The organism is Schaalia turicensis ACS-279-V-Col4, assembly GCF_000296505.1.
Classification (GTDB): Bacteria; Actinomycetota; Actinomycetes; order Actinomycetales; family Actinomycetaceae; genus Pauljensenia; species Pauljensenia turicensis_A.
Window position 1 is genome coordinate 136,299 of the sequence record NZ_JH815209.1, and the last position, 25,092, is coordinate 161,390.

Below are 25,092 nucleotides of genomic sequence, written 5' to 3' on the forward strand. Positions count from 1 at the left end.
GTGCTCACGTTTGACTTGGGCGACTGAACGAAAGTATCACGAGGCCGATCAGGCGTGTTCGGACTGTGGATTCAGTGCTTCGAGGATCGATTGAGCAAGCACTGAGCCAATACCGGGCACCGAAGCTACTTCGTCGACGCTTGCTTCGCGAAGCTTTTTCACTGATCCGAATCGCGTGAGTAGCGCTGATTGCCGCGCGGGACCGACACCTTCAATGGCGTCAAGGACGGACCTCGTTAGTGCTTTCGTTCGACGCTTACGGTGCTTCGTAATTGCGAATCGGTGGGATTCATCGCGCAGGTACTGCAGCAAGTGGAGGGCAGACGAGCCACGCGGGAAGATCATCGGAAATTCGTCGCCGGGAATCCAGACTTCTTCGAGACGCTTAGCCAATCCCACAAGAGGAATGTCGACGCCAAGATCATCGAGTGCAGTACGCGCTGCATTCACCTGAGGTAGACCACCGTCGACGACCACAAGGTCGGGCCGATAAGAAAACCTGCGTGGCTTTCCTGTGAGTGAATCAATCGGACCGGATTCGAAGGCGACGCCCTCATCGTCTTCACCGGCAACCCCTGCTTCTTCTGCAAGCAGACGGGAGAAACGCCTGCGCAGAACCTCATCCATCGCGGACGTATCATCGGGGGTGCCGTTGCCATCTGTGCCTCGAATATTGAATGTCCGATAAGCGTCTTTACGCGGAGCGCCGTCTTCGAAGACGACCATGGAACCGACCTGGTGGGTACCCATGGTGTGCGAGATGTCGTAGCACTCAATGCGCAACGGGGCAGCATCCAGTCCGAGGTTTTCAGCCAATTCTTCAAGTGCTTGGGAACGAACAGTCAGATCGCCTGCTCGCTTGGTCTGATGGAGTTCCAGCGCTTGGCGAGCGTTCTCACGCACCGTTTCCATCAGCTGGGCTTTCGGACCGCGCGAGGGCACGTGAATGCGCACGGACGCCCCTCGTACTTCACTCAGCCAGGAAGCAATCATTTGCTTGTTGTCCGGCTCGATCGAGACGAAAACTTCGTGCGGAATCGCCGACGTTGGAGTGTGTGCGATGTCGTCAACCGACTTCTTTTTGACCTTCTCGCGCCTTGTCGGGGTGCTCGGATCAGAAGGAGGAAGCTGCGAGTAGACCTGTTCAAGCAAACGAGCCATCAAGACCTGCTCATCTGCACCATCGACGCGATCGATCACCCATCCTCGCGTGCCACGGATACGACCACCACGAACGAAGAAAACGTGGACAGCAGCATCGAGTTCATCAGCAACAAGCGCGAAGACATCAGCGTCTGTACCATCATCGAGGACAACAACGTTCTTTTCCAGAACGTTCTCAATCGCTTTCAGGTCATCGCGGGCCTTCGCGGCAGTTTCAAAGTCAAGGTGCGCTGCGGATTCTTTCATCCGTTCTTTCAACTCACGAACAATGGGGCCGGTCTTCCCCTCCATGAAATCGCAGTAATTCTGCGCAAGCTGACGATGATCTTCTTCGCTAATCGCACCGATACAGGGAGCAGAACACTTGTCGATATGCGCCAGAAGACAGGCTCGCTTTTGGGCTTTCGCACGCTGAAAAACTCCCGGGGTGCACGTACGCACGGGGTAGATACGTGAGAGCAAATCGATCGTTTCACGAATCGCCCACACCTGCGTATACGGGCCGTAGTAACGCGTTCCGGCACGTTTCGCCTGACGCGTGACATGAACGCGGGGGTATCTCTCCCCCATGGTCACAGCCAAGTAAGGATAGGACTTATCGTCCTTAAACATGACGTTGAACTGTGGATTAAACTCTTTGATCCACGTGAATTCAAGCGTCAGGGCTTCAATTTCGCTACGAACAACGGTCCATTGAACGTGCGTCGCCGTAAACACCATTTGGCGCGTACGAGGGTGAAGATTGCCTGGATCCTGGAAATAGTTCGTCAGACGATTACGAAGGTTCTTTGCTTTACCGACATAGATAACTCGACCGTCTTTATCGGAAAAACGATAGACGCCCGGTGACGAAGGAATATCACCGGTTTTCGGACGGTACGTTGACGGGTCGGCCACCTGAATAGTGTACGTACCTGGGTGCGCGTATGCCGACGCAGAAGATGATGATGGACAGCTGCAGTAGCTAGAAGTGACGGGATTGGCGCCATTTCAGCGTTTGTTTCACGGTCAGAAAGAACGAGGAATGAAACACCATCTTCGACCGGAACGTCTCGCCACGCCAGAACGCGCAGCCCCTCTTCACAAGCAATCGCTTCAACCGCTGCCACTGCACGCATCGTGTTCATTCGCCGGATCATAGAGACCACTGGCGCGTTGTTCACGCACTCGAGCACTCATGATGTCTCCTCGCGTCGAAAATGCATCTATTCCACAATTGCAAAGTAATAGTAAACACTTGTGGAAAGAACGGGCTCATCTTGGAGAATTCACGCCACAAACAGGACAAATGCGCCACATTTCGGACAATCTTTTTCGCGCATGAAACGCTATGTAATACCATCTATTTAGCGGTTGTTTGGCAAAGTTTTTACCAAACGTCTTGGCATCAACGCATTAATAACGTGCGATGGAAGGACACCTTATGTTCACCACCTCCGAAGAGGTTGTTTCGTTTATTACTGAACAGGACATTGAATTTGTTGATGTTCGCTTCTGCGACGTTCCCGGCGTCCAGCAGCACTTCACAATTCCTGCACAGGAGTTCATTGACGACGCCCTTGAGAATGGTTTGATGTTCGACGGATCGTCCGTGCGCGGTTTCACTGCTATTCACGAGTCTGACATGAAGCTCATCCCCGACATCACGTCAGCATTCGTCGACCCTTTCCGCGTCGCCAAGACTCTCGTCGTCAATTTCTCGATCGTTGACCCCTTCACCGACGAGCCCTTCTCTCGCGATCCTCGTCAGGTTGCAGCCAAGGCTGAGGCCTACCTACGTTCCACCGGTATCGCTGACGAATGCTTCATCGGCGCCGAAGCTGAGTTCTACCTCTTCAACGATGTCCGTTACGAGGTCAAGCCGAACTCAACGTTCTTCAAGGTTGACTCCCCCGAAGCATGGTGGAACACAGGCCGGCAAGAAGAAGGCGGCAACCGCGGATACAAGGTTGGCGTTAAGGGCGGCTACTTCCCTGTTTCACCCCAGGACCAGTACGCGGATATCCGCGATGAAATGGTTCGCAACCTTGCCGCAGTCGGCCTGAAGATTGAGCGCGCTCACCACGAGGTTGGTTCCGGTGGTCAGCAGGAAATCAACTACCGTTTCGCAACCCTGCAAAAGGCTGCGGACGACATGATGAAGTTCAAGTACGTCATCAAGAACACCGCTCTTGACTTTGACCACACGGCAACCTTCATGCCGAAGCCACTGTTCGGTGACAACGGTTCGGGTATGCACACCCACCTTTCGCTCTGGAAGAACGGCGAGCCGCTGTTCTACGACGAACGAGGCTACGGTTCACTCTCCGACACTGCTCGTTGGTTCATCGGAGGTCTGCTTGAACACGCTCCGGCACTGCTTGCTTTCACGAACCCGTCGGTCAATTCTTTCCGTCGCTTGGTTCCCGGCTTCGAAGCCCCGATTAACCTGGTGTACTCGGCGCGTAACCGCTCGGCATGTATCCGCATTCCTGTTACAGGTACGTCCCCGAAGGCGAAGCGCGTCGAATACCGTGTCCCAGACCCGTCGGCCAACCCGTACCTGTCCTTCGCGGCCTGCCTGATGGCCGGCATCGACGGCATCAAGCGTCGTATTGAGCCTGCTGCCCCAATCGATAAGGATCTCTACGAGCTTCCGCCGGCTGAATACCAGGACATCACGAAGCTCCCGAGCTCACTCGAAGCAGCCCTTGAGGCCCTGAGCAACGACCATGAGTTCCTCACTGAAGGCGACGTCTTCACCCAGGACCTCATCGACACATGGCTCGACTACAAGGAGGCGAACGAGGTCGCTCCTATGCGCGTATACCCACACCCCTACGAGTATCACATGTACTTCGATCTCTGAGCCGAGTACTTGAGGGAGGCCCCGCTCATCCGTTTTCGGATCGGCGGGGCCTTTTGTCATACACATTGTCATACACACCACCGCGCGAATCGTGAGCAATCAAACGCCACCCAAAACCGGAGGGTCGCACACTAGTTGAAGGAGATGTAGATAGGCTCAAGTTAATAAAAGAATTGAAATAAGTTCGCGACCGCGGGAGGAATCCATGAAAAAGCTACGCGACGGCTCATTCACAGTGAAACCAAAGTTCAAGGTTGGGGCACACGAATCAGTATCCTCACTCTTGATTGCGCGTGCTCAGAAGCACCCCAAACAGGTCGCCGTCGAACAGCGCACTCCCGTTGGTCTTCCCCAACCGGTGACCGCCGAAGAGCTTCTTGCTCAAGTCAACGATGTGGCTCGCGGCTTGATCGGCCAGGGCATTCACCCCGGCGATGCCGTCGCGATCCTTTCATCAACCTCGTATGAATGGATGCTACTGGACTATGCCATCCTGTCTATCGGAGCTATCACCGTTCCCATTTACGAATCAGACTCTGCTGCTCAAATCGAACACATCCTGACCGACGCGAAGGTTATTCAGGTCTTCACCCAGACCAGCCAGCAGGCGGAACTTGTGGAAAGCGTCCGTACTCCCAACGTTCGCTTCATTGATTCCATTGACCGTGGCGCCATGCGCAATATCGCTACAGCTGCGCTCGGCATCGAGGCTTCAGAAGTTGAAGCACGCCGTATCAAAATCAAGAGCAGTGATCTGGCAACCATCATTTACACGTCGGGAACAACCGGCATGCCGAAGGGTGTCTGCCTGACTCACGCCAACTTTGTCGGCACAGCCTACGCAACTCGACAGGTACTCGGAGCGGTCATTGACTCCCCCGACACCCGCCTGCTTCTGTTCCTTCCCGTGGCACACGTACTCGCTCGCTTCGTCATGCACGTGGTGATCTCCGGCCAAGGAACACTCGGATTCTCCCCCGACATTAAGAACCTGCTTCCCGACATTGCCTCATTCAAGCCCTCCGTGTTGTTGGTTGTCCCGCGCGTCCTGGAAAAGGTCTACAACTCCGCAGCCGCGAAGGCCGGTAAGGGCATTAAAGGCAAGATTTTCTCCTGGTCCGCCAAGCAGGCAAGGTCGTGGGCAACTTCGAAAGAAAAGACGCTTGGCCCATCGCCGTTGAAGCGCGTGCGCCACTCGGTTGCTGACACTCTGGTTCTGAAGAAGATTCGTGAGATCCTGGGCCCGAACCTGAAGTACATCGTGTCCGGCGGAGCCCCGCTTGCATCGGATCTTGCACAGTTTTTCGGTGGCCTCGGCCTGAAGGTGCTGCAGGGCTACGGTCTTTCTGAAACGACCGGTCCCGCATGTGTCCAGCTACTGAATAACCACCCGTCTGGTTATGTCGGCCCCGTTCTGCCTGGTAATTACGTCAAGATCGCTGATGACGGCGAGATTCTTCTGAAAGGCGTTTCGGTGATGTCGGGGTACTACAACCTCCCCGACGCGACCGCGGACTCTTTTATTGACGGATGGTTCCGTACAGGTGACCTTGGCACCGTGGATAAAAACCTCGGAGTATCAATCACCGGCCGTAAGAAGGAATTGATCGTCACCGCCGGTGGAAAGAATGTTTCGCCCGAGGTCCTCGAAGAACAGCTGATCACCCACCCGCTGATCGCACATATTGTTGTCGTCGGTGATGCTCGCCCCTACATTGGCGCGCTAATCACCCTCGATTCCGATATGTTGCCCACATGGCTGAAGAATCACGGCCTTCCGATTGTGGACGCCGCACAGGCTGCGGATATGCCAGAAGTACGCGATTCCTTGGAGAAGGCAGTCACGCGTGCAAACAAAAGGGTGTCGCGCGCAGAGTCCATTCGGCGGTTGAGGATCATCGATCAGACGTTTACGGTGGAAAATGGATATATGACTCCGTCGCTGAAGCTTCGTCGCCATGCTGTGATCAAAGACTTCGCTCACGAGGTCGACGCACTCTACGCCGAAGGGCAAAAGAAATGACATTGATCCACGTTGACGCATCAACATGGGATAATCCTGCTACTCGCGTAGCCGATCCTGACTGGAACCTACCCAAGATGATCCGACAGCGCGCAATTGACCACCCGAATCAAGTGGCGATTGAACGCCGAAACGGCGTTGGTCAGTGGCGTCCGATGACGATCAATGAGTTCGTTCGCCGTATCGACGATACGGCACGTGGCATGATCGGCCTTGGCCTGCAACCGGGCGCGCATCTTGCCATTCTTGCGCCCACGTCGTTCGAATGGGCACTCATTGACCTCGCAGCGCTCAGCTGTGGCGCAGTCACGGTTCCGATCTATGAAACAGATTCTGCAGCACAGATCGAACATATCCTTGTCGACTCTGAAGTGACGATTGTTGTCACGGCAACAACGCAACAGGCAGACCTTGTCCGTTCGGTTGCACGCGATAACGTGACCATCATGTCGCTCGATAAAGGCGCCGAGCGCACAATTCTCGCTGCTGCTAAGGGCGTGAGGCTCGAACAGGTCAACGAACGCCTTGAGCTCCGTAAACTTCACGACGTTGCAACGATCATCTACACCTCGGGGACAACGGGTCGCCCAAAGGGCATTGAGCTGACGCACGGCAACTTCATTTCTTCTGCCATTCAGGCCTACGACTTCCTCCCGGACCTCATCAATTCTCAAAAGTCGCGCTCACTGCTCTTCCTGCCCGTCGCGCACTCTCTGGCACGCTTCGTCATGTACGCGCTGCTTGGCGGTCAGGGACGCGTCGCGTTCGTTCCGGATATGCATAACCTGCTGACGGACATTTCGACCTTCAAGCCCACAATGCTCCTTGTTGTGCCTCGTGTTCTGGAGAAGGTGTACAACGCTGCAACCGCGAAGGCCGGTGGCGGTATCAAGGGCTCGCTTTTCTCATGGGCAGCAAACCAGGCGAAACAACTGTCGCATGCGACCGCATACACGAAGGCTCCTGAAATCGAACAGACCTCGGCCGTAGGCGCTCCGACCAGCCACACAACTCAGATTCCTTCAGCGTCTGCAGCCCCTTCTCCCGGTCCTTCCTTTGCATTGAAGTCTCGCCTACGTGTTGCCGATGCTCTGGCTCTGCGCAAGGTGAAGTCAGTGCTTGGCCCGAACCTCCACACGATCATTTGCGGTGGCGCTCCCCTGGCAGCTGACCTTGCCCACTTCTACCGTGGCCTTGGTATTACCCTTCTGCAGGGCTATGGTCTGTCGGAGTCGACTGGGCCGATTGCCGTCGAATGGCCCTCGGACTTCCCGCCGGATTCGGTGGGCTTCCCCTGGCCGGGTAACACGATTCGTATCGATGACGACGGTGAGATCCTGATGAAGGGTGTCAGCGTCATGAAGGGCTATCACAACCTGCCGGAGGAAACTCAAGCCTCCTTCGTTGATGGCTGGTTCAAGTCCGGTGATTTGGGTGCTATCGACGAAACGGGCCACCTGCGTATTACGGGCCGTAAGAAGGAATTGATTGTCACCGCGGGTGGCAAGAATGTTTCGCCCGAGGTTTTGGAAGATTCCTTGCAAACACACCCCTTGATTTCGAGCGTGGTTGTTGTCGGTGATGCTCGCCCGTACATTGGAGCACTCATCACCTTGGATGCTGAAATGCTTCCGATGTGGCTCGCATCGAAGGGACAGGATGTTGTAGATACGGCATCTGCTGCGAACCTTCCGGTCGTGCGTAAATCGCTCGAAAAGGCGATTGCTCGAGCGAATGAAAAGGTGTCGCGCGCAGAATCGATCCGCCGATACCGCATCGTCAATGCCGAATTCACAGTCGAGAACGGCTACATGACCCCGTCCCAGAAGCTAAAGCGCAACGTCGTTCTACGCGACTTTGCCCACGAGGTCGATGCACTCTACTCCGACACAACTCAAAATGGAGACGCGCGATGACCGCTACAGTATCGTCCGATCGCCCAGTCGCTCTGGTCACCGGCGCCACTCGTGGCCTCGGACATGCGATTGCCGTTGAACTGGCGAAGACGCATCACGTCATCGTTGGCGGACGATCAGCCGAAGCAGTAGGTCGCGTGGTCGACGAGTTGGGTGATGCTTCCCCCTTTGTCGCCGATCTCACGAATGAGGACGAGGCCGCCCAAGCTCTTTCGGACGTGCTGGCCACAGTGGGGCGTCTCAATATCCTCGTCAACAATGCTGGTGTTGGCAAGAAGGCGACGCTTGATCACACGACTCGCAACGATTGGCGCTGGGTCTTGGAAACCAACGTCATTGCTGTCGCTGACGTGACACGGATGTGTCTGCCGAAGCTACGCGAGAGTTTCGGCACGGTCGTTGTCATCAACTCCGGTGCGGGTGTGCGCGTTTATCCCTCTGACGCTGCGTACACGGTCTCGAAGTGGGCGTTGCGCTCTTTCACCGATTGTCTGCGTGAAGCTGAACGTGGCCGGGTTCGCGTTGTCGCTATTCACCCTGGACGTATCGATACTGATATGCAGGTCGCTATGCAGGCTCAGGCTGGCAAGACCTACAACCCTGACGATCACATGCGTGCTTCAGATGTTGCGAAGACCGTGCGTCTTGCCGTCGATATGCCAGCCTCGACGAACGTCGACGAGCTACACATTCGAACGACCGAAGCGAAGAAAACCAACCCGTCTATCTGAGTTTCTTCGCTATGAAACCACTGTTACGGCCCGAACTTGAACAGACAAAAGGGGATCGCGATCATGATTGATCAGCGACCCCCTTTTCGTTATGCTCCCCTACTCGCAGGTTAAAGGAGTAGAAGAAGCCTCGTCCTTATTTCTTCTGGGCGGAGGCCTTCTTCTTCGCGACAGACTCGTTCTTCGCACTCGCGAGAATATCTGCCAGGAACTCCCCGGTAAACGACCCCTTCACCTTCGCAACTGCTTCTGGTGTTCCTTCAGCAATGACGCGACCACCACCGGAACCACCTTCGGGGCCCATATCAACGATCCAATCAGCGCACTTAATGACGTCCAGGTTGTGCTCAATGACGATGACCGTATTGCCTTTGTCAACCAGCGATTGCAAAACCAGCAGAAGTTTACGAATATCCTCGGAATGTAAGCCGGTCGTCGGCTCGTCCAGCACATAGATCGTTCGTCCAGTCGAACGACGCTGCAGTTCGGACGCGAGCTTCACACGCTGTGCTTCGCCACCCGACAGTGTTGTTGCCGCCTGCCCCAATCGCACGTAACCCAGGCCAACCTCGACAAGGGTATTGAGATGTCGCGCAATCCTGGAGATCGGCGCGAAAAACTCCGCCGCTTCAGACACCGGCATATTCAGAACGTCTGCGACTGACTTCCCCTTGTAAAGAATCTCCAAGGTTTCACGGTTGTACCGTGCACCATGGCACACTTCGCAGGGAACGTACACGTCAGGCAGGAAGTTCATTTCGATCTTCAGAGTGCCGTCGCCCTTGCAGGATTCACAGCGTCCGCCTTTCACATTGAAGGAGAAACGGCCCGGACCGTAGCCTCGTACCTTCGCTTCCTGTGTTTCCGCGAACAGCTTACGAATCGCATCCCACACGCCCGTATACGTCGCAGGGTTCGAACGTGGCGTACGACCGATCGGCGACTGATCAACGTGGACAACCTTATCGAGATGCTCGAGGCCACTCATTGAACGGTAACGACCTGACACAAGGCGCGCACCGTTCAAACGCGATGCCAGCGTGCGGTACAGAATCGAATTCACCAGCGTGGACTTTCCCGAACCGGACACGCCCGTCACAGCGGTAAAGGTGCCGAGAGGGAACGAAACTGTCACGTCGTTGAGGTTATGCTCGCGTGCACCCTTGACCGTCAGCATGCGCTCGGGATCAACCGGGCGACGAGTAGCTGGCACTCCGATGGAACGACGGCCCGACAGGTAGTCGCCAGTCAGTGATTTCTTGTTGTTCTTCAAGTCTTCCAGAGTGCCGGAGTGGACAATCCAACCACCCGTTTCACCGGCGCCCGGACCGATATCGACGATCCAGTCAGCGGCTTCCATCGTTTCTTCATCGTGCTCGACAATAATCAGCGTATTGCCAAGGTCGCGAAGACGCTTCAAGGTATCGATGAGCTTGCGATTGTCACGCTGGTGCAGACCGATCGACGGTTCGTCGAGCACATACAGGACGCCAACCAAACCGGAGCCAATCTGCGTGGCTAGACGAATACGCTGCGCTTCGCCGCCCGACAGTGTTCCGGCACCACGTGACAGCGTCAGATAGGTCAGGCCAACATCGACAAGGAAATCGAGGCGAGCACGAATCTCCTGCAGGATTGGCTTGGCAATCGCCTGCGAACGCTGATCCAACTCCAACGCATTGAGGTGTGCGCGGGCATCTGAAATCGACAGGTCAGACAGTTCAGCAATCGATAGATCGCCCACTGTCACCGCAAGAACCTCGGGACGCAGACGAGCCCCCTGACACGTCGGACACGGAACCTCACGCATATAGGCGTTGAGCTTCTCCGACACCCATTCCGATTCGGTTTCCTCGCGCTTGCGCTCAACGTAGGTGACGGCACCTTCGAAGCCTGTCGTGTACGAGCGTTCGCGTCCCCATCTGTTGCGGAACTTGACCTTGACCTCGTAGTCCTTACCAAACAGGATGGCTTCGCGGACGTTGTCGGGCAGGTCCTTCCACGGAGTTGTCATCTCGAATCCGAGTTCACCGGACAAGGACTCCAGCAGGCGCTTGTGGTACTTGAAGTTTGAGTTCCACACGATCACCGCACCGTCGGCCAGCGACAGTTCCTCGTCGGGAACCAGTAGGTCAGGATCAACTTCAAGCTTCGACCCAATACCCGTACAGTCTGGGCAGGCGCCGTAGGGAGCGTTAAAAGAGAATGTACGAGGTTCGATTTCTTCCAACGCTAGCGGGTGGTCGTTCGGGCACGAACGCTTTTCCGAGTATCGGCGACGACGATCAGGATCGTCCTCGTCCAGGTCGACCATGTCAATAATGACGAGGCCATCGGACAGACGGAGAGCTGTTTCTACCGAATCAGTAAGGCGCTGGCGCATACCGGAACGCACCACGAGCCGGTCAATGACGACCTCGATCGTGTGGCGCAGTTTCTTTTCCAAAACTGGAGCGTTCTCGAGTCTAACCAATTCGCCGTCGATGATCGCACGCGTGTAGCCGGACGTCTTCAGCTCATTGATCAGGTCCTGATATTCACCCTTGCGTCCACGCACGACCGGCGACAGAACCTGGAAACGCGTTCCCTCGTCCATGGAACGCACTCGATCCACAATCTGCTGGGGAGTCTGCGCCTGAATGCGTGCGCCACACTTCGGGCAGTGAGCGATCCCCGCACGCGCGTACAGCAAACGCAGGTAGTCGTGAATCTCAGTAATCGTGCCAACCGTGGAACGCGGGTTGCGCGATGTCGACTTCTGGTCAATCGAGACCGCGGGCGACAGACCCTCGATGAAATCGACGTCGGGTTTGTCCATCTGACCGAGGAACTGGCGCGCGTACGACGACAGAGACTCCACGTATCGACGCTGGCCCTCTGCGAAGATCGTATCGAATGCCAACGATGACTTACCGGAGCCGGAAAGCCCCGTAAAAACAATCATTGTGTCTCGAGGCAACTCGAGGCTGACATCCTTCAAGTTATGCTCGCGAGCACCAGAAATAACTAAAGATTCATGCACCCTCACAGTCTACTCGGCGCCGAGTTCGAATGTCGTACATGTGTTCCATCGTCAAACGGCAGTTTAACTGGCATTATGAGGCAATGAGCCTCTACATGATCGAATACACCTACGACCATTCACTCGAGTCGTTGATCCAGTCATTCAGGCCCGCTCACCGCCAGTTCCTGCGAGACCTGCATTCACGCGGCATTGTGGTGGCTTCCGGCTTCCTGCGTGATAGGGGAGAAAATGATGCGCTGATTATTCTTCGCGCCAATTCGGCTCAGGATGTTTTCAAGATCCTCGCTGACGATCCTTTTGCTCTTCAGGGGTTTGTCGAAACCTGCAAGATTCGCGAATGGGTGCCGACGATCGGCTTCGGGGCCGAAGGGTTCGATACGGAATTCCCCTTTTCGTAAGAGAATTGACGAAGCCTGGCGTGGCGTTTCATATGCAATCACCGCCCGTTGCGCCTACCGTTGAGTCATGGCTTACTTTGCAGTGACTTACGTTTATGACCCTGCCCAATCAGCGCTGATGGACGAGGTTCGTCCCAAGCACCGCGCATTCTTAACGCAGTTGAAGGACGACGGATTTAACGTGGCCTCGGGCCCCGTTACCGGCGGTCATCCGACGGCTCTGCTGATTTTCGAAGCTGAGAACGCCGATAAGGTCGCGTCACTTCTTGATGAGGATCCGTTCAAGGAGGCCGGTGTCATTCGTGAACGTATCATCGGCGAGTGGAATCCGGTGATTAACCGCTTCTGATTGTTCAGTGCAGTGTGGGAGAACGTTTTGGCGTTCTCCCACACATGCATGTACGGCATCTGTTCAAGCTCGTGCCGATGCTCAGAATTGCGCTGTGTCAGAGGCACCGATGGCCTCTGCATGAGCGTGTTGACGCTTGTGGTACAGGCGGTGGCTGGCTTCAATCAAAAGTCCGGCACCGACTCCTGACACCCCGATCACAAGCCAATGTTCGTGCGTGGGCCAGCTGAGCGCTAAGAAGGTGCGGATGGTGGGAATGGAGACTCCCATGAACGCTCCGAGCGCCATGAGGAGCACGAGTCCACCACGCCACCCTAAGAGCGGACGAGCGGTGACCGAGACTAGCCAGAGTGCGCCGACAATCAGCGAAAGGGTGGCAATGGTCCTCGCGTACTCATCTCCAGGGCCCACGATTGCGTAGCTACCTAGCGCTGCCAGCGTCAAGGCAATTCCTGCGGGTAGCGCTAAGGCAAGTGTTCGGTGCAGGAACCCAGGCACGTAGCGCCTAGTATTCGGTGCGAGAGCAAGGAAGAATGCGGGGATGCCGATCGTCAGTGCATCGATGTAGGTGAAGTGACGTGGAAGGAACGGGTATTCCCACGCCATCAGAGCACACGTCACAACGATCAACGCCGCGTAAACGGTTTTGGCAAGGAAGAGAGCACAGACGCGTTCCATATTCGCAATGATGCGTCGCCCTTCGCCCACCACTCCTGGTAATACAGCAAACTTTGAATCAATCAAGACGATCTGCGCGACAGCCTTCGTTGCCTGGGACCCGTTGCCCATCGCGATTCCAAGGTCGGAATCTTTCAGAGCAAGGGCATCGTTCACTCCGTCGCCTGTCATTGCGACCGTGTGTCCATTAGCCTGCAGTGCCTGGACCATCGCGCGCTTTTGCTCCGGCGTCACACGCCCGAACACATCCGTTTTCTCAACGATCTGGCCGAACTCATCTGACAAAGTATCTACGGGGAGAGTGCGCGCATCCGTGATGACCAAAGGCTTCCCGTCAGGACGACTCAAACCCGCTTGGCGTGCCAGAGCGCCAACAGTCACCGGATTATCACCCGAAATCACTCGAACGCGGACGTCTTGGCGAGCAAAATATGTCAGCGTATCGGCTACGTCTAAACGCAAGTCTTCTTCCAAGACAATGATGCCCACAACGCGTCGTGCGTCTGGAAGCAGGTAGTCACCGGAAGAGGCGTCGAATGCCGTTGCCTCGTCGCACTCTTGGCTACGAGCCAGGGCAACAACGCGCAAACCTTCCGCCGAATACTCGTCGATGAGCTGATCAAAGTCCCCGGGTTCTTTCGAAGAACGAAGAATCTCCGGAGCGCCCAAATACCAGCTGCCACTCGTAGTCCCACACGCTGACCACTTGCGAGCTGATGAGAACGGAATCGCCCAATTCACCTGGCCTAGATCCGCGTCGGAATAATAGTCGTCAATCGCCTGCGCTGTTGCATTCGCGCGATTGGCGCTCAGAGCTTTCAAAGCGGGCGTGGCCTCGTCCTCCGAAACATTCGCACCAATGCGAAGCGTGCGCACCCGAATATGGCCTGTGGTGAGAGTGCCCGTCTTGTCAACGCAGACACTGTCGACTCGTGCGAGGACTTCCACTGCGGGCAGTTCTTGGACAAGCACTCCCCTGCGCGCCAACGTCGCCGAACCGATCGCGAAGTTCATTGAAGTCAGGAGCACGAGGCCCTGGGGAATCATTCCCACAACGCTCGCGACCGCCAACACGATCGCTTGGTTCCAGGCCGCATCAGTGCCGGCAATACGGGTTTGCGACCACATGGTCAGCACAATCACCGGAATGAGTAGCGCGGAAATGACACGCAGAACCTTGTTGATACTCACCTGAATATGCGAAATAGTCCGCGTGTAGACGCGAGCTCGGCGAGAAAGATCCTGCGCGTATGTCTGTGCTCCCACCGCGTGGGCAACCATGAGTGCACTACCAGCAACGACCGAGGTTCCTGCAAGAACCTGATCGCCCACTTTCTTCTTGACGGGTGTTGATTCACCGGTCAGTAGTGCCTCGTCAACCTCGAGGCCCGAGGATTCTTCAACGACGCCATCTGCGCAAATCTGCGTACCCAGTTCAAGGCACATGACATCATCAAGCACAACATCCTTGGCCAGGATCTCTTGAGTTTTTCCACCACGAATAACCAACGCTGTTGGAGCATCGACGATTGCGAGTGAATCAAGAGTCCGCTTCGCCTTCAATTCCGAAGCAATGCCGATAATCGCGTTGATAATCAGCACTCCCCCGAAGACAACATCCTGAGGATGCCCAAAGATGAGCACCAGCACCGCAGCACTGATCAGGATCGCGTTAAACAGCGTGAGAACATTCTCGCGAATAATCGAGGCAATCGATCGCGAGGTCCTTTGGCGAACATCATTCGTTTCACCGCGTGCAACGCGTTCTCTCACCTCAGCGTGCGTCAGACCGGAGAGTGTTGAAGAGTGCGTCATTACGTCCTTCGGTGTGGGCGACGGTTTTACGTTGGACGGGTACGTAAGCCCCGTCGGGGCAACGTGTCAGTCAAAAGTACGAGCGGGCTTTTCCTTCTCCAGAACGTGGGTGTCTGGAGCGTCCTTTAACGCCATCGAACGGCTCTTCAGCAACGATGTCACGACCGTCACCACGATAGTCACGATGATAAAGGACAGGGATGGAAGGATTCCGATTTCCGGTGCCCAGTGAATGCCTTCGCCTCCGTTAAGGAACGGAAGCGTATTCTCGTGCATCGCGTGGAAAACCAGTTTCATTCCGATGAAGGCAAGGATTGCTGCCAAGCCGTAGTTCAGGTAGACCAGTCTTTCCAGCAGACGTTCGATCAGGAAATACAGCTGACGCAGACCAAGCAGAGCGAACGCGTTCGATGCGAACACCAAATAGGGTTCATGGGTCAGGCCGAAAATTGCCGGAATCGAGTCGAAGGCAAACATCAGGTCAGCAGTGCCCAGCGCGAAGACCACCAGGAGCATCGGCGTCAGGTACGTGCGACCACCGTGGCGGTGCAGGAACTTGTCACCAATGAAACCGTCGGTCACCGGGAAAACACGACGCATCAGTTTGACGAAGGAATTCTCGTGGTATTCCTCCTCTTCGTGTTCATCTTCTCCGCCAACACCTTCACGTGCTTGCGAGAAGGCGGTCCAGAGTAGCCAGGCGCCAAAGATAAAGAAGATCCACGTGAAGCGTTCAATCAGCGCTGCGCCAACAAGAATGAAGACGAGGCGCAGAACGAGGGCGATGATGATGCCGGATAGCAGTGCCTTCTGTTGATAGTTACGAGGCACCCTGAACGACGACATAATGATGATAAAGACGAACAGATTATCGAGTGACAGAGCTTTTTCTGTCAGAAAGCCAGCGTAGTATTCGCCGGCAAATTGGCCACCGTAGACGCCCCAAATGATGAGGCCAAAGGCAAGACCAAGAAGAACGTAACCGATCGACCACCAGGTCGATTCTTTCAGAGTCGGAGCGTGCGGTTTACGCACGTGGCCAACGATGTCAACGGTAATGAGGGCAAGAATTGCGACGGCCAGACCAAACCAGCCGAGGGCGTGAACATGCACGGGTGGGAACCTCTCTGAGGTACGAGCAACTATGGTGAGGTCTCTTCCCACCCGATGTTCGGGCTGCTGATCCGAGCGATGCTCGTGTCCAACGCCGTGGTGACGAACCAGCACTTCGTGGGATTACTCCCCTCGCGAACTAGTCTACCTAGATCGCGCTACGATACCCCGATGAAAAGCCAGTATGTGGAGAACCTAACGAGATTACCCCCAAGCGGACGCTTCAGCTCTCACTACTGAGCTGCCCTCATGTGGCGCAGTTCCTTCTTCAGATCCTGCAACTCATCGCGTAGACGCGCAGCGACCTCGAACTGTAGGTTTTCGGCGGCTAGCATCATCTGCTTCGTCAGGTCTTCGATCAATTCTTCAAGATCTGCTTGCGCTACACCCGCGAGGCTGAGTGCATCAGGCTTCGAACGAGCAGACGCTGATTTTTCCTTACGGTATCCGCCGTCAAGTAGCGTGCGCGTATCAACTTCTTCACGCACAAGCATGTCGGTGACGTCAGCAATCTTCTTACGCAGCGGCTTCGGGTCGATACCATGCTCGGTGTTGTAGGCAATCTGTTTCTCACGACGACGTTCAGTTTCGCTGATCGCAGCTTCCATAGATGGCGTGATGTTGTCGGCATACATATGCACTTCGCCCGATACGTTACGTGCTGCACGACCGATCGTCTGGATCAGCGATCGGGTCGAACGCAGGAAGCCTTCCTTGTCCGCATCGAGGATCGAAACAAGGGAAACTTCCGGTAAATCCAGACCTTCACGTAGCAGGTTGATGCCGACCAGGACGTCGAAGTTGCCTTGACGCAGTTCTCTGAGCAACTCAACGCGACGCAGGGTATCGATGTCAGAGTGCAGGTACTCGACACGTACGCCACGGCGAGCGAGGTACTCGGTCAGGTCTTCCGCCATCTTCTTCGTGAGCGTCGTGACAAGAACACGCTCATCCTTTTCGACACGCTCGCGGATCTGTTCCAGAAGATCGTCAATCTGTCCCTTCGTGGGCTTGACGATAATCTTTGGATCCACCAGACCAGTTGGGCGAATCACCTGTTCCACTACCCCATCGCTTCGTTCAAGTTCGTAGTCACCCGGGGTTGCCGAGAGGTAGACTGTCTGGCCGATGCGTTCAACGAATTCGTCCCATTTCAACGGTCTGTTGTCCATTGCTGAGGGCAGTCGGAAACCATGATCGACCAGGGTACGCTTGCGCGACATATCGCCCTCGAACATGGCACCGATCTGCGGAACTGTCACGTGCGATTCGTCGATGATCAGGACAAAGTCATCGGCAAAATAGTCCATCAGCGTATGGGGCGGAGTGCCGGGACCTCGTCCATCGATATGACGCGAATAGTTTTCAATGCCCGCGCACGATCCGATTTCTTTGAGCATTTCCAGGTCGTATGTGGTGCGCATGCGCAGACGCTGGGCTTCAAGTAACTTGCCTTGGGATTCGAACCACGTGAGGCGTTCTGCCAGTTCTTCTTCAATCGAGGCAATGGCTCGCTTCATGCGCTCTTCGCCGGCAACGTAATGGCTGGCCGGGAATAGATAGACGTGATCGACTTCGTTGATGACGTCACCGGTCAGGGGATGCAGGACTGCCAGAGAATCGATTTCATCCCCAAACATTTCGATGCGGATCGCCAGCTCCTCGTACACTGGGATGATTTCGATGGTGTCGCCACGAACTCGGAAAGTGCCTCGCGTGAAGGCGACATCATTGCGCACGTACTGCATGTTGACGAAGGCGCGAAGAAGGGTGTCGCGGTCGACGATCATGCCACGTTCCAGCTCAATCATGCGCTCGACGTACTCTTGTGGAGTACCCAAGCCGTAGATGCACGACACGGAGGCAACGACCACCGTGTCACGACGGGTCAGCAGGTTGTTCGTCGCCGAGTGGCGCAGACGTTCGACCTCATCGTTGATCGACGAGTCTTTCTCGATGTATGTATCCGTCTGCGGAATATAGGCTTCCGGCTGGTAGTAGTCGTAGTACGACACGAAGTACTCGACAGCGTTATTAGGCAACAGTTCGCGGAATTCAGCGGCAAGCTGGGCGGCAAGCGTTTTATTCGGCTCGATAATGAGCGCCGGTCGCTGAATCTGCTCAATGAGCCACGCAGTCGTTGCGGTTTTACCCGTGCCCGTAGCGCCGAGGAGAACAATATCCTGTTCGCCGTCATTCAGGCGCTTGACCAATTCTGCGATTGCAGTCGGCTGGTCGCCCGATGGCGTGTAGTCAGAGACAACCTCAAACGACGCTTCTTGCCGCACAACTCGTTTGCTCACAGTCCTACCGTAGTCACTTTGTCAGACTCATGCCGATTGAGGACCTATCGCCTGCTCGTGATGTACGAGGCCGGAATCATCTGCCGGTCGGACTGCCAGTTGTGCCCGAGTGTGTCAGCCATTGGGCATGAACTGTCGCAACCAGACGGTGAAGATCCACGAGCGAGCCGGTGTTGGTTATCCAGATGTGGCAGATCGCACGTCGTTCATCACTGTTCGCTTGGGATGCGATTCTTTTCCGGGCCTCGTCAATCGTCATCCCGCGGGCTTGTAGACGGCTCAGGCGCATATCAAGCGGAACATCGACCATGATCACGGCGTCAAACTGGTCTTGCATATGTTGCTCAGTCAGCAGAGGAACATCGTAAAGAGCAATGTTCCCCGGTTGGGCGCTTGAAAGAATCTGGCGGGAACGCTCAGCAATCAAAGGATGAGTGATTGCTTCCACTGTCTTTCGAGCACTGGCATCGGTGAAGACCTGCTGGGCTAGTGCTCCTCGATTGAGAGTCCCGTCATCATTCAAGATGGCATCGCCAAACACTTCTTCGATACGACGAAGACCGACGCTTCCAGGTTCGACCACTTCACGTGCGATGGCATCTGCGTCGGCAACGACCGCGCCAAGACTCGCAAACGCAGTGGCAACAGATGACTTTCCAGAGCCAATTCCACCGCTCAAACCGACGAGCAGTGCGCGGTCTGTTGGAATGACGAAAGGACGAAGAAGGTCAGCAGATGCGCCTCCCATGTGAATCTGGGTCATGATGCATTCCTAACGGCTGTTACGATCCGAGCGACTTCATCCTGATCCGTTGCAATCGCAACGCTAAGAAGATCCTCAACGCACAGCTCAATATGAGTCATAGCTTCATTGTCCTATATGAGTCGACGAGCGACTAGCGTCCGATATTCTTCAACGTCCATACAGGCTGGAGAATGCAGTCATAGGAGAATCATTCGACGCGTGGTGTGAATAAACGCGTGTGCCCCACGAACACCGTTCGTGGGGCACACGTTCATCACATCAGAGCCGAGGCTCTGTGATCAGTTCAGTTTCCGTTCGTGAGCTTCTCACGCAGAGCTGCGAGAGCCTCATCGGAAGCGAGGGTACCAATGGTCTCCGGCTCGACGGAGGACGAGGAAGAGGTGGCCTCGGGAGCAACCGGAGCTGCTTCGGCGTCTTCTTCCTGCGCCTTGACGACCTGAGCCTTGTGGGCCTGCCAGCGTGCCTGCGCTTCGGCATACTGTGCTTCCCAAGCCTCGCGCTGTGCCTCGTAGCCTTCCATCCATTCCTGGGTTTCCGGATCGAAGCCTTCGGGGTACTTGTAATTGCCGTCTTCGTCGTACTCAGCGGCCATGCCGTACAACGAGGGATCAAACTCTTCGGAAGTCGGATCGATGCCTTCGTTTGCCTGCTTGAGCGACAGGGAGATGCGACGACGTTCGAGGTCGATATCGATGACCTTCACGAATGCGTCGTCGCCAACCTTGACGACCTGATCCGGCAGCTCGACGTGACGCTGAGCAAGCTCGGAAATATGGACGAGGCCTTCGATGCCGTCTTCGACGCGGACGAATGCGCCGAATGGAACAAGCTTCGTGACCTTGCCCGGCACGACCTGACCGATCGCATGGGTACGGGCAAATGCCTGCCACGGATCTTCCTGGGTTGCCTTGAGGGACAGGGAGACGCGTTCGCGATCCATGTCGACGTCGAGAACCTCGACGGTGACTTCCTGGCCAACCTCAACGACCTCTGACGGGTGATCGATATGCTTCCAGGAGAGTTCGGAGACGTGGACGAGGCCGTCGACACCACCGAGGTCGACGAACGCACCGAAGTTAACGATCGAGGAGACGTTACCGGTACGAACCTGACCCTTGCCAAGAGTGTGGAGGAAGTTCGTGCGAACCTCGGACTGGGTCTGTTCAAGCCATGCGCGACGCGAGAGCACAACGTTGTTGCGGTTCTTGTCGAGCTCGATGATCTTCGCTTCGATCTCGCGACCAATGTACGGTGCGAGGTCGCGGACGCGACGCATTTCAACGAGGGATGCGGGGAGGAAGCCGCGAAGGCCGATGTCGAGGATAAGACCACCCTTGACGACCTCGATGACGGTGCCGGTAACAACGCCATCTTCTTCCTTGACCTTTTCGATCTGGCCCCAGGCGCGCTCGTACTGTGCGCGCTTCTTCGACAGGAGCAGACGGCCTTCCTTGTCTTCCTTCTGGAGGACGAGGGCTTCGATCTTGTCGCCAACAGCAACAACATCGTCAGGGTTCACGTCGTGCTTGATGGAGAGCTCGCGAGAGAGGATAACGCCCTCAGTCTTGTAGCCGATGTCGAGGAGGACCTCATCGTGGTCAACCTTGACGACAGTGCCCTCGACGATGTCGCCATCGTTGAAGTACTTGATGGTTGCGTCGATGGCGGCAAGCAGATCTTCGGTCGAGCCGATGTCATTAACCGCGACCTGCGGCGTATTGGTGGTCATGTAGTTGTGTCTCCGAAACGGACTGAATAGTAGGTGTACAGAAGTGGCGAATCGGCATTCGCGTACACGAGTGCCAAGACACCGCTAGTAAGTCTACCAGTTCATTAACGCGATCTTTTCCACTGTTTGGTGGATAAAAACGTGGTTTCGGTCGCGTTTATCTGTTACGGACACACATGTGATCACCCATCCCCCTAGTGGGCGGCGGCCATCCAGTTCGCTCCCACTCCCACTGCGACATCCAAAGGCACCTTCAATTGGACTGGCGAGCTCATCTTGTCGCGGACAAGCTCCTCAGCCTGCTGACGTTCTTCCGGTGCTATTTCAAGTAACAATTCGTCGTGGATCTGGAGCAGTACGCGTGACTTCATGTCAGCCTGATGCAGAGCGTCGATGAGGTTGACCATCGCAATTTTCACGATATCCGCTGCACTCCCCTGAATCGGCGCATTCAAAGCAGCACGTTCGGCCATCTCGCGGCGCTGCCGGTTCGATGAGGTCAGGTCGGGCAGATAGCGCCTACGACCGAACATCGTTTCCGTGTAGCCATTGATCCGAGCCTCGTCGACGAGCGAATTCAGATAGTCGCCTACCCCCGCGAAACGTTCGAAATAGCGGTCACGCAACGCGGCTGCTTCGTGGACCGGAATATGCAGTTGTGCGGACAGACCGTACGAGGATAATCCATACGCGAGACCATATGACGTGGCCTTGATGCGAGAGCGTTGCTCACCCGTCACGTCTTCAACGGGCGTATCGAAAACCATCGCAGCCATCGTCTTGTGCAGGTCCTCGCCGGTAGCGAAAGCTTCGATCAAGCCCTCATCTCCCGACAAATGCGCCATGATGCGCATTTCAATCTGGGAATAGTCGGCGCTCATCAAAGACTCAAAGCCGGGGCCAGCAACAAAACCGGAACGGATCTTCAGACCATCTGGGCTACGAGCTGGAATATTCTGCAGATTCGGGTCCTTGGATGCCAAACGGCCAGTTGTGGTAACAACCTGTGAGAACGTCGAGTGAATGCGCCCATCGGGGTTGGTGGAGGAAATCAGCGTGTCCACCATCTGCTTCAATTTGATTCGATCACGGTGCATCAGCAACGAGTCGAGGAATACGAAGCCCGGACCACCCGAATCTCGCGTTTTTTCGCGCAAGTCAGCAAGAGCTTCAGCGTTCGTTGTGTAGCCGGTCTTCGTCTTCTTCGTCTTGGGAAGATCGAGGACCTCGAAAAGAATCCTCTGCAGTTGCTTGGGACTGGAAAGATTCACATCTTCACCAATCACATCAAGAGCACTCCTGCGGGCCGCATCAACTTCGAATCCCAGTTGCGTCGACTGGGAGCACAACTCGTCACTATCAACGGCAATACCTGTCGCTTCCATCTTCGCCAAGACCCTAGATACGGGAAGCTCCATCTGTGTCAGCAGGTCCAGTTCACCGTTATCCGCTAAAAGCGCGCTCAAGGTCTTCCACACAAACGGCAGGGAGTAGCAGATACGCGCGCATCGTTGAATACGTTCTTGAATCTCACCGCTGCCAACGATCTCGAAGAGAGCGTCCGTCTTCTTTTCTTCTTCGGGCAACTCAATGTTGAAATAGCGGTTCAAGATTTCTTTGATCTCGACGTTCTTCGAATCGGGGCGTGCAAGATAGGCGGCAAGCTGAACGTCCTTCGAAGGCCAGGCCATCGCCCACCCGTGTCCTGCCAAAGCGTGAGACAAGGCTTTGGCATCATGAACGACGTGCGAATCGCTGTGCTTCAGGACCTTCACTAAAGCCTGATCTTGCACCGGAGAGAGCGTGGTCGGGTCAATGACAAGGACGCGACTTCCTGCGCTCAACGCAAGAAGATCGATGTGTCCATGAGCAGGGATCCCCTCCCCGTCGGCCCAAATCGCATCAATATGGCCGACCGAGCGTGCCCAGCCGGAAATGTCAGTAGCAGCGGAAGCGACCGACACCGTTAAGGGCGCCGTCCAAAAAGCCTGGTCGGCCTCGTTCCCCGATTCTTCTACTGAGTCATCGCCTACACTGACCGCAAGCACCTGGTTACGCAGACGCCCAAACTCCAACGTATCGAACAACGCAAGCAATTCAGTCTTTTGAGTAGCCCCGGGGACAAGATCCCCCAGCTCAACCCCCAGGTCCAGATCCGTGAGCAGACGATTCAAACGACGATTACGCGCAACATCATCGCCATGTTCGCGCAGAGCCTCGCCACGCTTACCCTTCACCTGATCAGCATTCGCCATCAGGTTATCGAGGCCATCGAACTCGTTAATCAGCTTTGCCGCTGTCTTCGGTCCAATACCGGGAACGCCGGGCAAATTATCGGAGGTCTCACCGACAAGAGCCGCAATTTCCGGGTAACGGAACGGCGGAACACCGTACTTTTCTTCAATAGCAGCGGGCGTCATGCGCTTCAAGTTCTCGGTCGACGCACCCGGATAGAGAACCGTCACATTCTCAGTCACCGTCTGGAAAGAATCCCTATCCCCCGACGCGACCAAGACACGCATCCCGGCTTTCTCACCACGGTGAGCAAGCGTCGCCAAAATATCGTCGGCTTCGTAGCCGTCCTTGCGCAGGGAACGAATACCCATCAGTTCCAAAACCTGGCTAATCAGTTCAACTTGGCCTTTAAAGGGTTCCGGCGTCGCATCACGCGTTCCCTTATACTCCGGATACTCCTCGGTGCGGAAAGAATGGCGCGACACGTCAAACGCCACAGCAACATGGGTCGGCTTTTCCTCTTGGATCATCTTCACCATCATCTTGATGAAGCCGTACACCGCATTCGTATGTTGCCCCGAATGTGTCACGAAACGGTCAGCCGGAAGAGCATAGAAGGCGCGAAAAGCCATCGAATGGCCGTCGATAATCAGCAAAGTGTCACTCACACATGTAACCCTAGAGGTATGCATGGACAAACCGCACAACAAACCGCGCCCGATCCTTCCCACGATGGCGGATTCGTGGGCGCACATTGGCCACATTCCCTGATGGAAGCCATGCGAATGGACGTGTTAGAACATTCGCCCGAAAAAACAGTGATCTTAATGCCCGTCGAAGGAAACACCCAGTCAGCTGGGATTCTTCACGGTGGGGCAAGCGCAGCGCTCGCGGAAACCGCAGCATCATTTGCTTCCCAGATTCACGCTCGTAACGTTTACGGCGCCGATCGCGGGTTCGCGGTGGGCACTGAACTGACGATTTCCCACATCTCGTCGGTTTCTACCGGTCGAGTGATCGCGACGGCAACGGCTATTCACCTGGGTGGTTCATCGACAGTCCATCTTGTTGAAATAAAGAACGAGGCCGGGAAGCTGATTTCGTCGGCGCGCGTAACGAACCGGATTATGGCGCGACGAGCTTGATGGTTCCCAGCACACCACGATCAGCGAAATGAAAAGTGCCACGGTAGTACGAAAACTACCGTGGCGCCCTTCGCAAGTACCCCGAGTGGGATTCGAACCCACAACAAGCCGGGTTTGAGCCGACCGCCTCTGCCAGTTGGGCTATCGGGGCGTCGCCGTAATCGGCGCCGTTTAAGTTTATGATAGAGCTAGGAAACCTACAAACCGAGGATCAGTTATGACCACTGAAGTTCAAAACGAACCACGCCGCGTTCTTGTCGCAGAAGATGAGGGCCTGATTCGTCTGGATATCGTTGAAACCCTCACTTCTGCCGGATTTGAGGTTGTTGGTGAGGCCGCAGACGGTGAAGAAGCCGTCCAGCTTGCACTTGAGCTCGAACCTGATCTCTGTGTCATGGACGTGAAGATGCCCCGCATGGATGGCATCACCGCCGCTGAAAAGATCCTTCAGGAGCTTTCGTGTGCTGTCGTCATGCTGACCGCGTTTAGCCAAACAGAGCTTGTTGAACGTGCTCGCGATGCGGGCGCAATGGCGTATGTTGTGAAGCCCTTCAGCCCCGCGGATTTGATTCCTGCCGTTGAGATTGCCCTTTCGCGTCATCAGGAAATCGAATCTCTCGAAGAGGAGATCGCCGATCTTTCTGACCGTTTCGAAACGCGTAAGCGCGTTGACCGCGCGAAGGGCCTGCTGCAGAAGAACATGGGCATGACCGAGCCCGAGGCCTTCCGCTGGATCCAAAAGACCTCGATGGATCGTCGTCTGTCAATGCGCGAGGTCGCTGACGCTGTTATCGATCAGGTTGACGACTAAACCCGAAGGCTGACACAAACGGTGGCGGGCAGTTCTTTCGAAC

Annotated in this window: 16 protein-coding genes, 1 tRNA gene and 1 pseudogene; 8 read left to right on the forward strand and 10 right to left on the reverse strand. The window is 55.6% G+C overall.

The features are described 5' to 3' along the window. Nucleotides 1–48: 48 nt before the first annotated feature. Together uvrC and HMPREF9241_RS09710 are read right to left on the reverse strand one after the other, a co-directional pair. A complete protein-coding gene (gene uvrC / locus HMPREF9241_RS04320; RefSeq protein WP_040318543.1) occupies nt 49–2,061 on the reverse strand; it encodes an excinuclease ABC subunit UvrC in 2,013 nt (670 codons plus the stop codon). Between the two features lie 62 nt (nt 2,062–2,123). Further along, nucleotides 2,124–2,303: pseudogene (locus HMPREF9241_RS09710) on the reverse strand (hypothetical protein); the annotation flags it as partial. A 284-nt stretch (nt 2,304–2,587) separates the two neighbouring features. On the opposite strand from HMPREF9241_RS09710, the gene glnA reads away from it, so the two are divergent. The 4 genes from glnA (at nt 2,588) to HMPREF9241_RS04340 (ending at nt 8,682) form a co-directional block, all read left to right on the forward strand. Further along, complete coding sequence (gene glnA / locus HMPREF9241_RS04325; protein WP_006681061.1) at nt 2,588–4,012, forward strand: type I glutamate--ammonia ligase; 1,425 nt, start codon at nt 2,588–2,590, stop codon at nt 4,010–4,012. 205 nt (nt 4,013–4,217) lie between these two features. Then, nucleotides 4,218–6,035 (forward strand): AMP-dependent synthetase/ligase, encoded by a 1,818-nt coding sequence (locus HMPREF9241_RS04330; RefSeq protein ID WP_006681062.1) that lies wholly within the window; start codon nt 4,218–4,220, stop codon nt 6,033–6,035. Next, complete coding sequence (locus tag HMPREF9241_RS04335) at nt 6,032–7,951, forward strand: AMP-dependent synthetase/ligase (RefSeq protein ID WP_006681063.1); 1,920 nt, start codon at nt 6,032–6,034, stop codon at nt 7,949–7,951. The genes HMPREF9241_RS04330 and HMPREF9241_RS04335 overlap by 4 nt, the downstream gene beginning before the upstream one ends. Beyond that, a complete protein-coding gene (locus HMPREF9241_RS04340) occupies nt 7,948–8,682 on the forward strand; it encodes an SDR family oxidoreductase (RefSeq protein WP_006681064.1) in 735 nt (244 codons plus the stop codon). The genes HMPREF9241_RS04335 and HMPREF9241_RS04340 overlap by 4 nt, the downstream gene beginning before the upstream one ends. 136 nt (nt 8,683–8,818) lie before the next feature. Here the strand turns inward: HMPREF9241_RS04340 and uvrA are convergent, their stop codons facing one another. After that, nucleotides 8,819–11,704 (reverse strand): excinuclease ABC subunit UvrA, encoded by a 2,886-nt coding sequence (gene uvrA, locus HMPREF9241_RS04345; RefSeq protein ID WP_006681065.1) that lies wholly within the window; start codon nt 11,702–11,704, stop codon nt 8,819–8,821. Between the two features lie 83 nt (nt 11,705–11,787). Between uvrA and HMPREF9241_RS04350 the strand changes: the two genes are divergently transcribed. Together HMPREF9241_RS04350 and HMPREF9241_RS04355 are read left to right on the forward strand one after the other, a co-directional pair. After that, a complete protein-coding gene (locus HMPREF9241_RS04350; RefSeq protein ID WP_040318544.1) occupies nt 11,788–12,105 on the forward strand; it encodes a YciI family protein in 318 nt (105 codons plus the stop codon). 67 nt (nt 12,106–12,172) lie between these two features. Further along, nucleotides 12,173–12,454, forward strand: a complete 282-nt coding sequence (locus HMPREF9241_RS04355; RefSeq protein ID WP_006681067.1) for a YciI family protein — start codon at nt 12,173–12,175, stop codon at nt 12,452–12,454. An 81-nt stretch (nt 12,455–12,535) separates the two neighbouring features. Here the strand turns inward: HMPREF9241_RS04355 and HMPREF9241_RS04360 are convergent, their stop codons facing one another. The 6 genes from HMPREF9241_RS04360 to polA form a co-directional block, all read right to left on the reverse strand. Next, entirely contained in the window at nt 12,536–14,947 is a 2,412-nt protein-coding gene (locus tag HMPREF9241_RS04360; protein WP_006681068.1) for an HAD-IC family P-type ATPase, read from the reverse strand. Nucleotides 14,948–15,013: 66 nt separating this feature from the next. Beyond that, nucleotides 15,014–16,060: a TerC/Alx family metal homeostasis membrane protein gene (locus tag HMPREF9241_RS04365; RefSeq protein ID WP_006681069.1), complete on the reverse strand. Its 1,047-nt coding sequence runs from the start codon at nt 16,058–16,060 to the stop codon at nt 15,014–15,016. 233 nt (nt 16,061–16,293) lie between these two features. Then, nucleotides 16,294–18,363 (reverse strand): excinuclease ABC subunit UvrB, encoded by a 2,070-nt coding sequence (gene uvrB / locus HMPREF9241_RS04370; RefSeq protein ID WP_040318545.1) that lies wholly within the window; start codon nt 18,361–18,363, stop codon nt 16,294–16,296. A gap of 76 nt (nt 18,364–18,439) precedes the next feature. Further along, entirely contained in the window at nt 18,440–19,126 is a 687-nt protein-coding gene (coaE, locus tag HMPREF9241_RS04375) for a dephospho-CoA kinase (protein WP_006681071.1), read from the reverse strand. 286 nt (nt 19,127–19,412) lie between these two features. Beyond that, entirely contained in the window at nt 19,413–20,858 is a 1,446-nt protein-coding gene (gene rpsA, locus HMPREF9241_RS04380; protein ID WP_006681073.1) for a 30S ribosomal protein S1, read from the reverse strand. Between the two features lie 194 nt (nt 20,859–21,052). Next, the gene (gene polA / locus HMPREF9241_RS04385) at nt 21,053–23,761 is read right to left on the reverse strand and encodes a DNA polymerase I (RefSeq protein ID WP_040318546.1); all 2,709 of its coding nucleotides are present in this window, start codon (nt 23,759–23,761) and stop codon (nt 21,053–21,055) included. A gap of 18 nt (nt 23,762–23,779) precedes the next feature. Between polA and HMPREF9241_RS04390 the strand changes: the two genes are divergently transcribed. After that, a complete protein-coding gene (locus HMPREF9241_RS04390) occupies nt 23,780–24,238 on the forward strand; it encodes a PaaI family thioesterase (protein WP_040318547.1) in 459 nt (152 codons plus the stop codon). A 77-nt stretch (nt 24,239–24,315) separates the two neighbouring features. Here the strand turns inward: HMPREF9241_RS04390 and HMPREF9241_RS04395 are convergent. Beyond that, nucleotides 24,316–24,389, reverse strand: a tRNA-Leu gene (locus HMPREF9241_RS04395). Between the two features lie 66 nt (nt 24,390–24,455). Between HMPREF9241_RS04395 and HMPREF9241_RS04400 the strand changes: the two genes are divergently transcribed. Next, complete coding sequence (locus HMPREF9241_RS04400) at nt 24,456–25,049, forward strand: ANTAR domain-containing response regulator (RefSeq protein ID WP_006681076.1); 594 nt, start codon at nt 24,456–24,458, stop codon at nt 25,047–25,049. Nucleotides 25,050–25,092 lie beyond the last annotated feature (43 nt).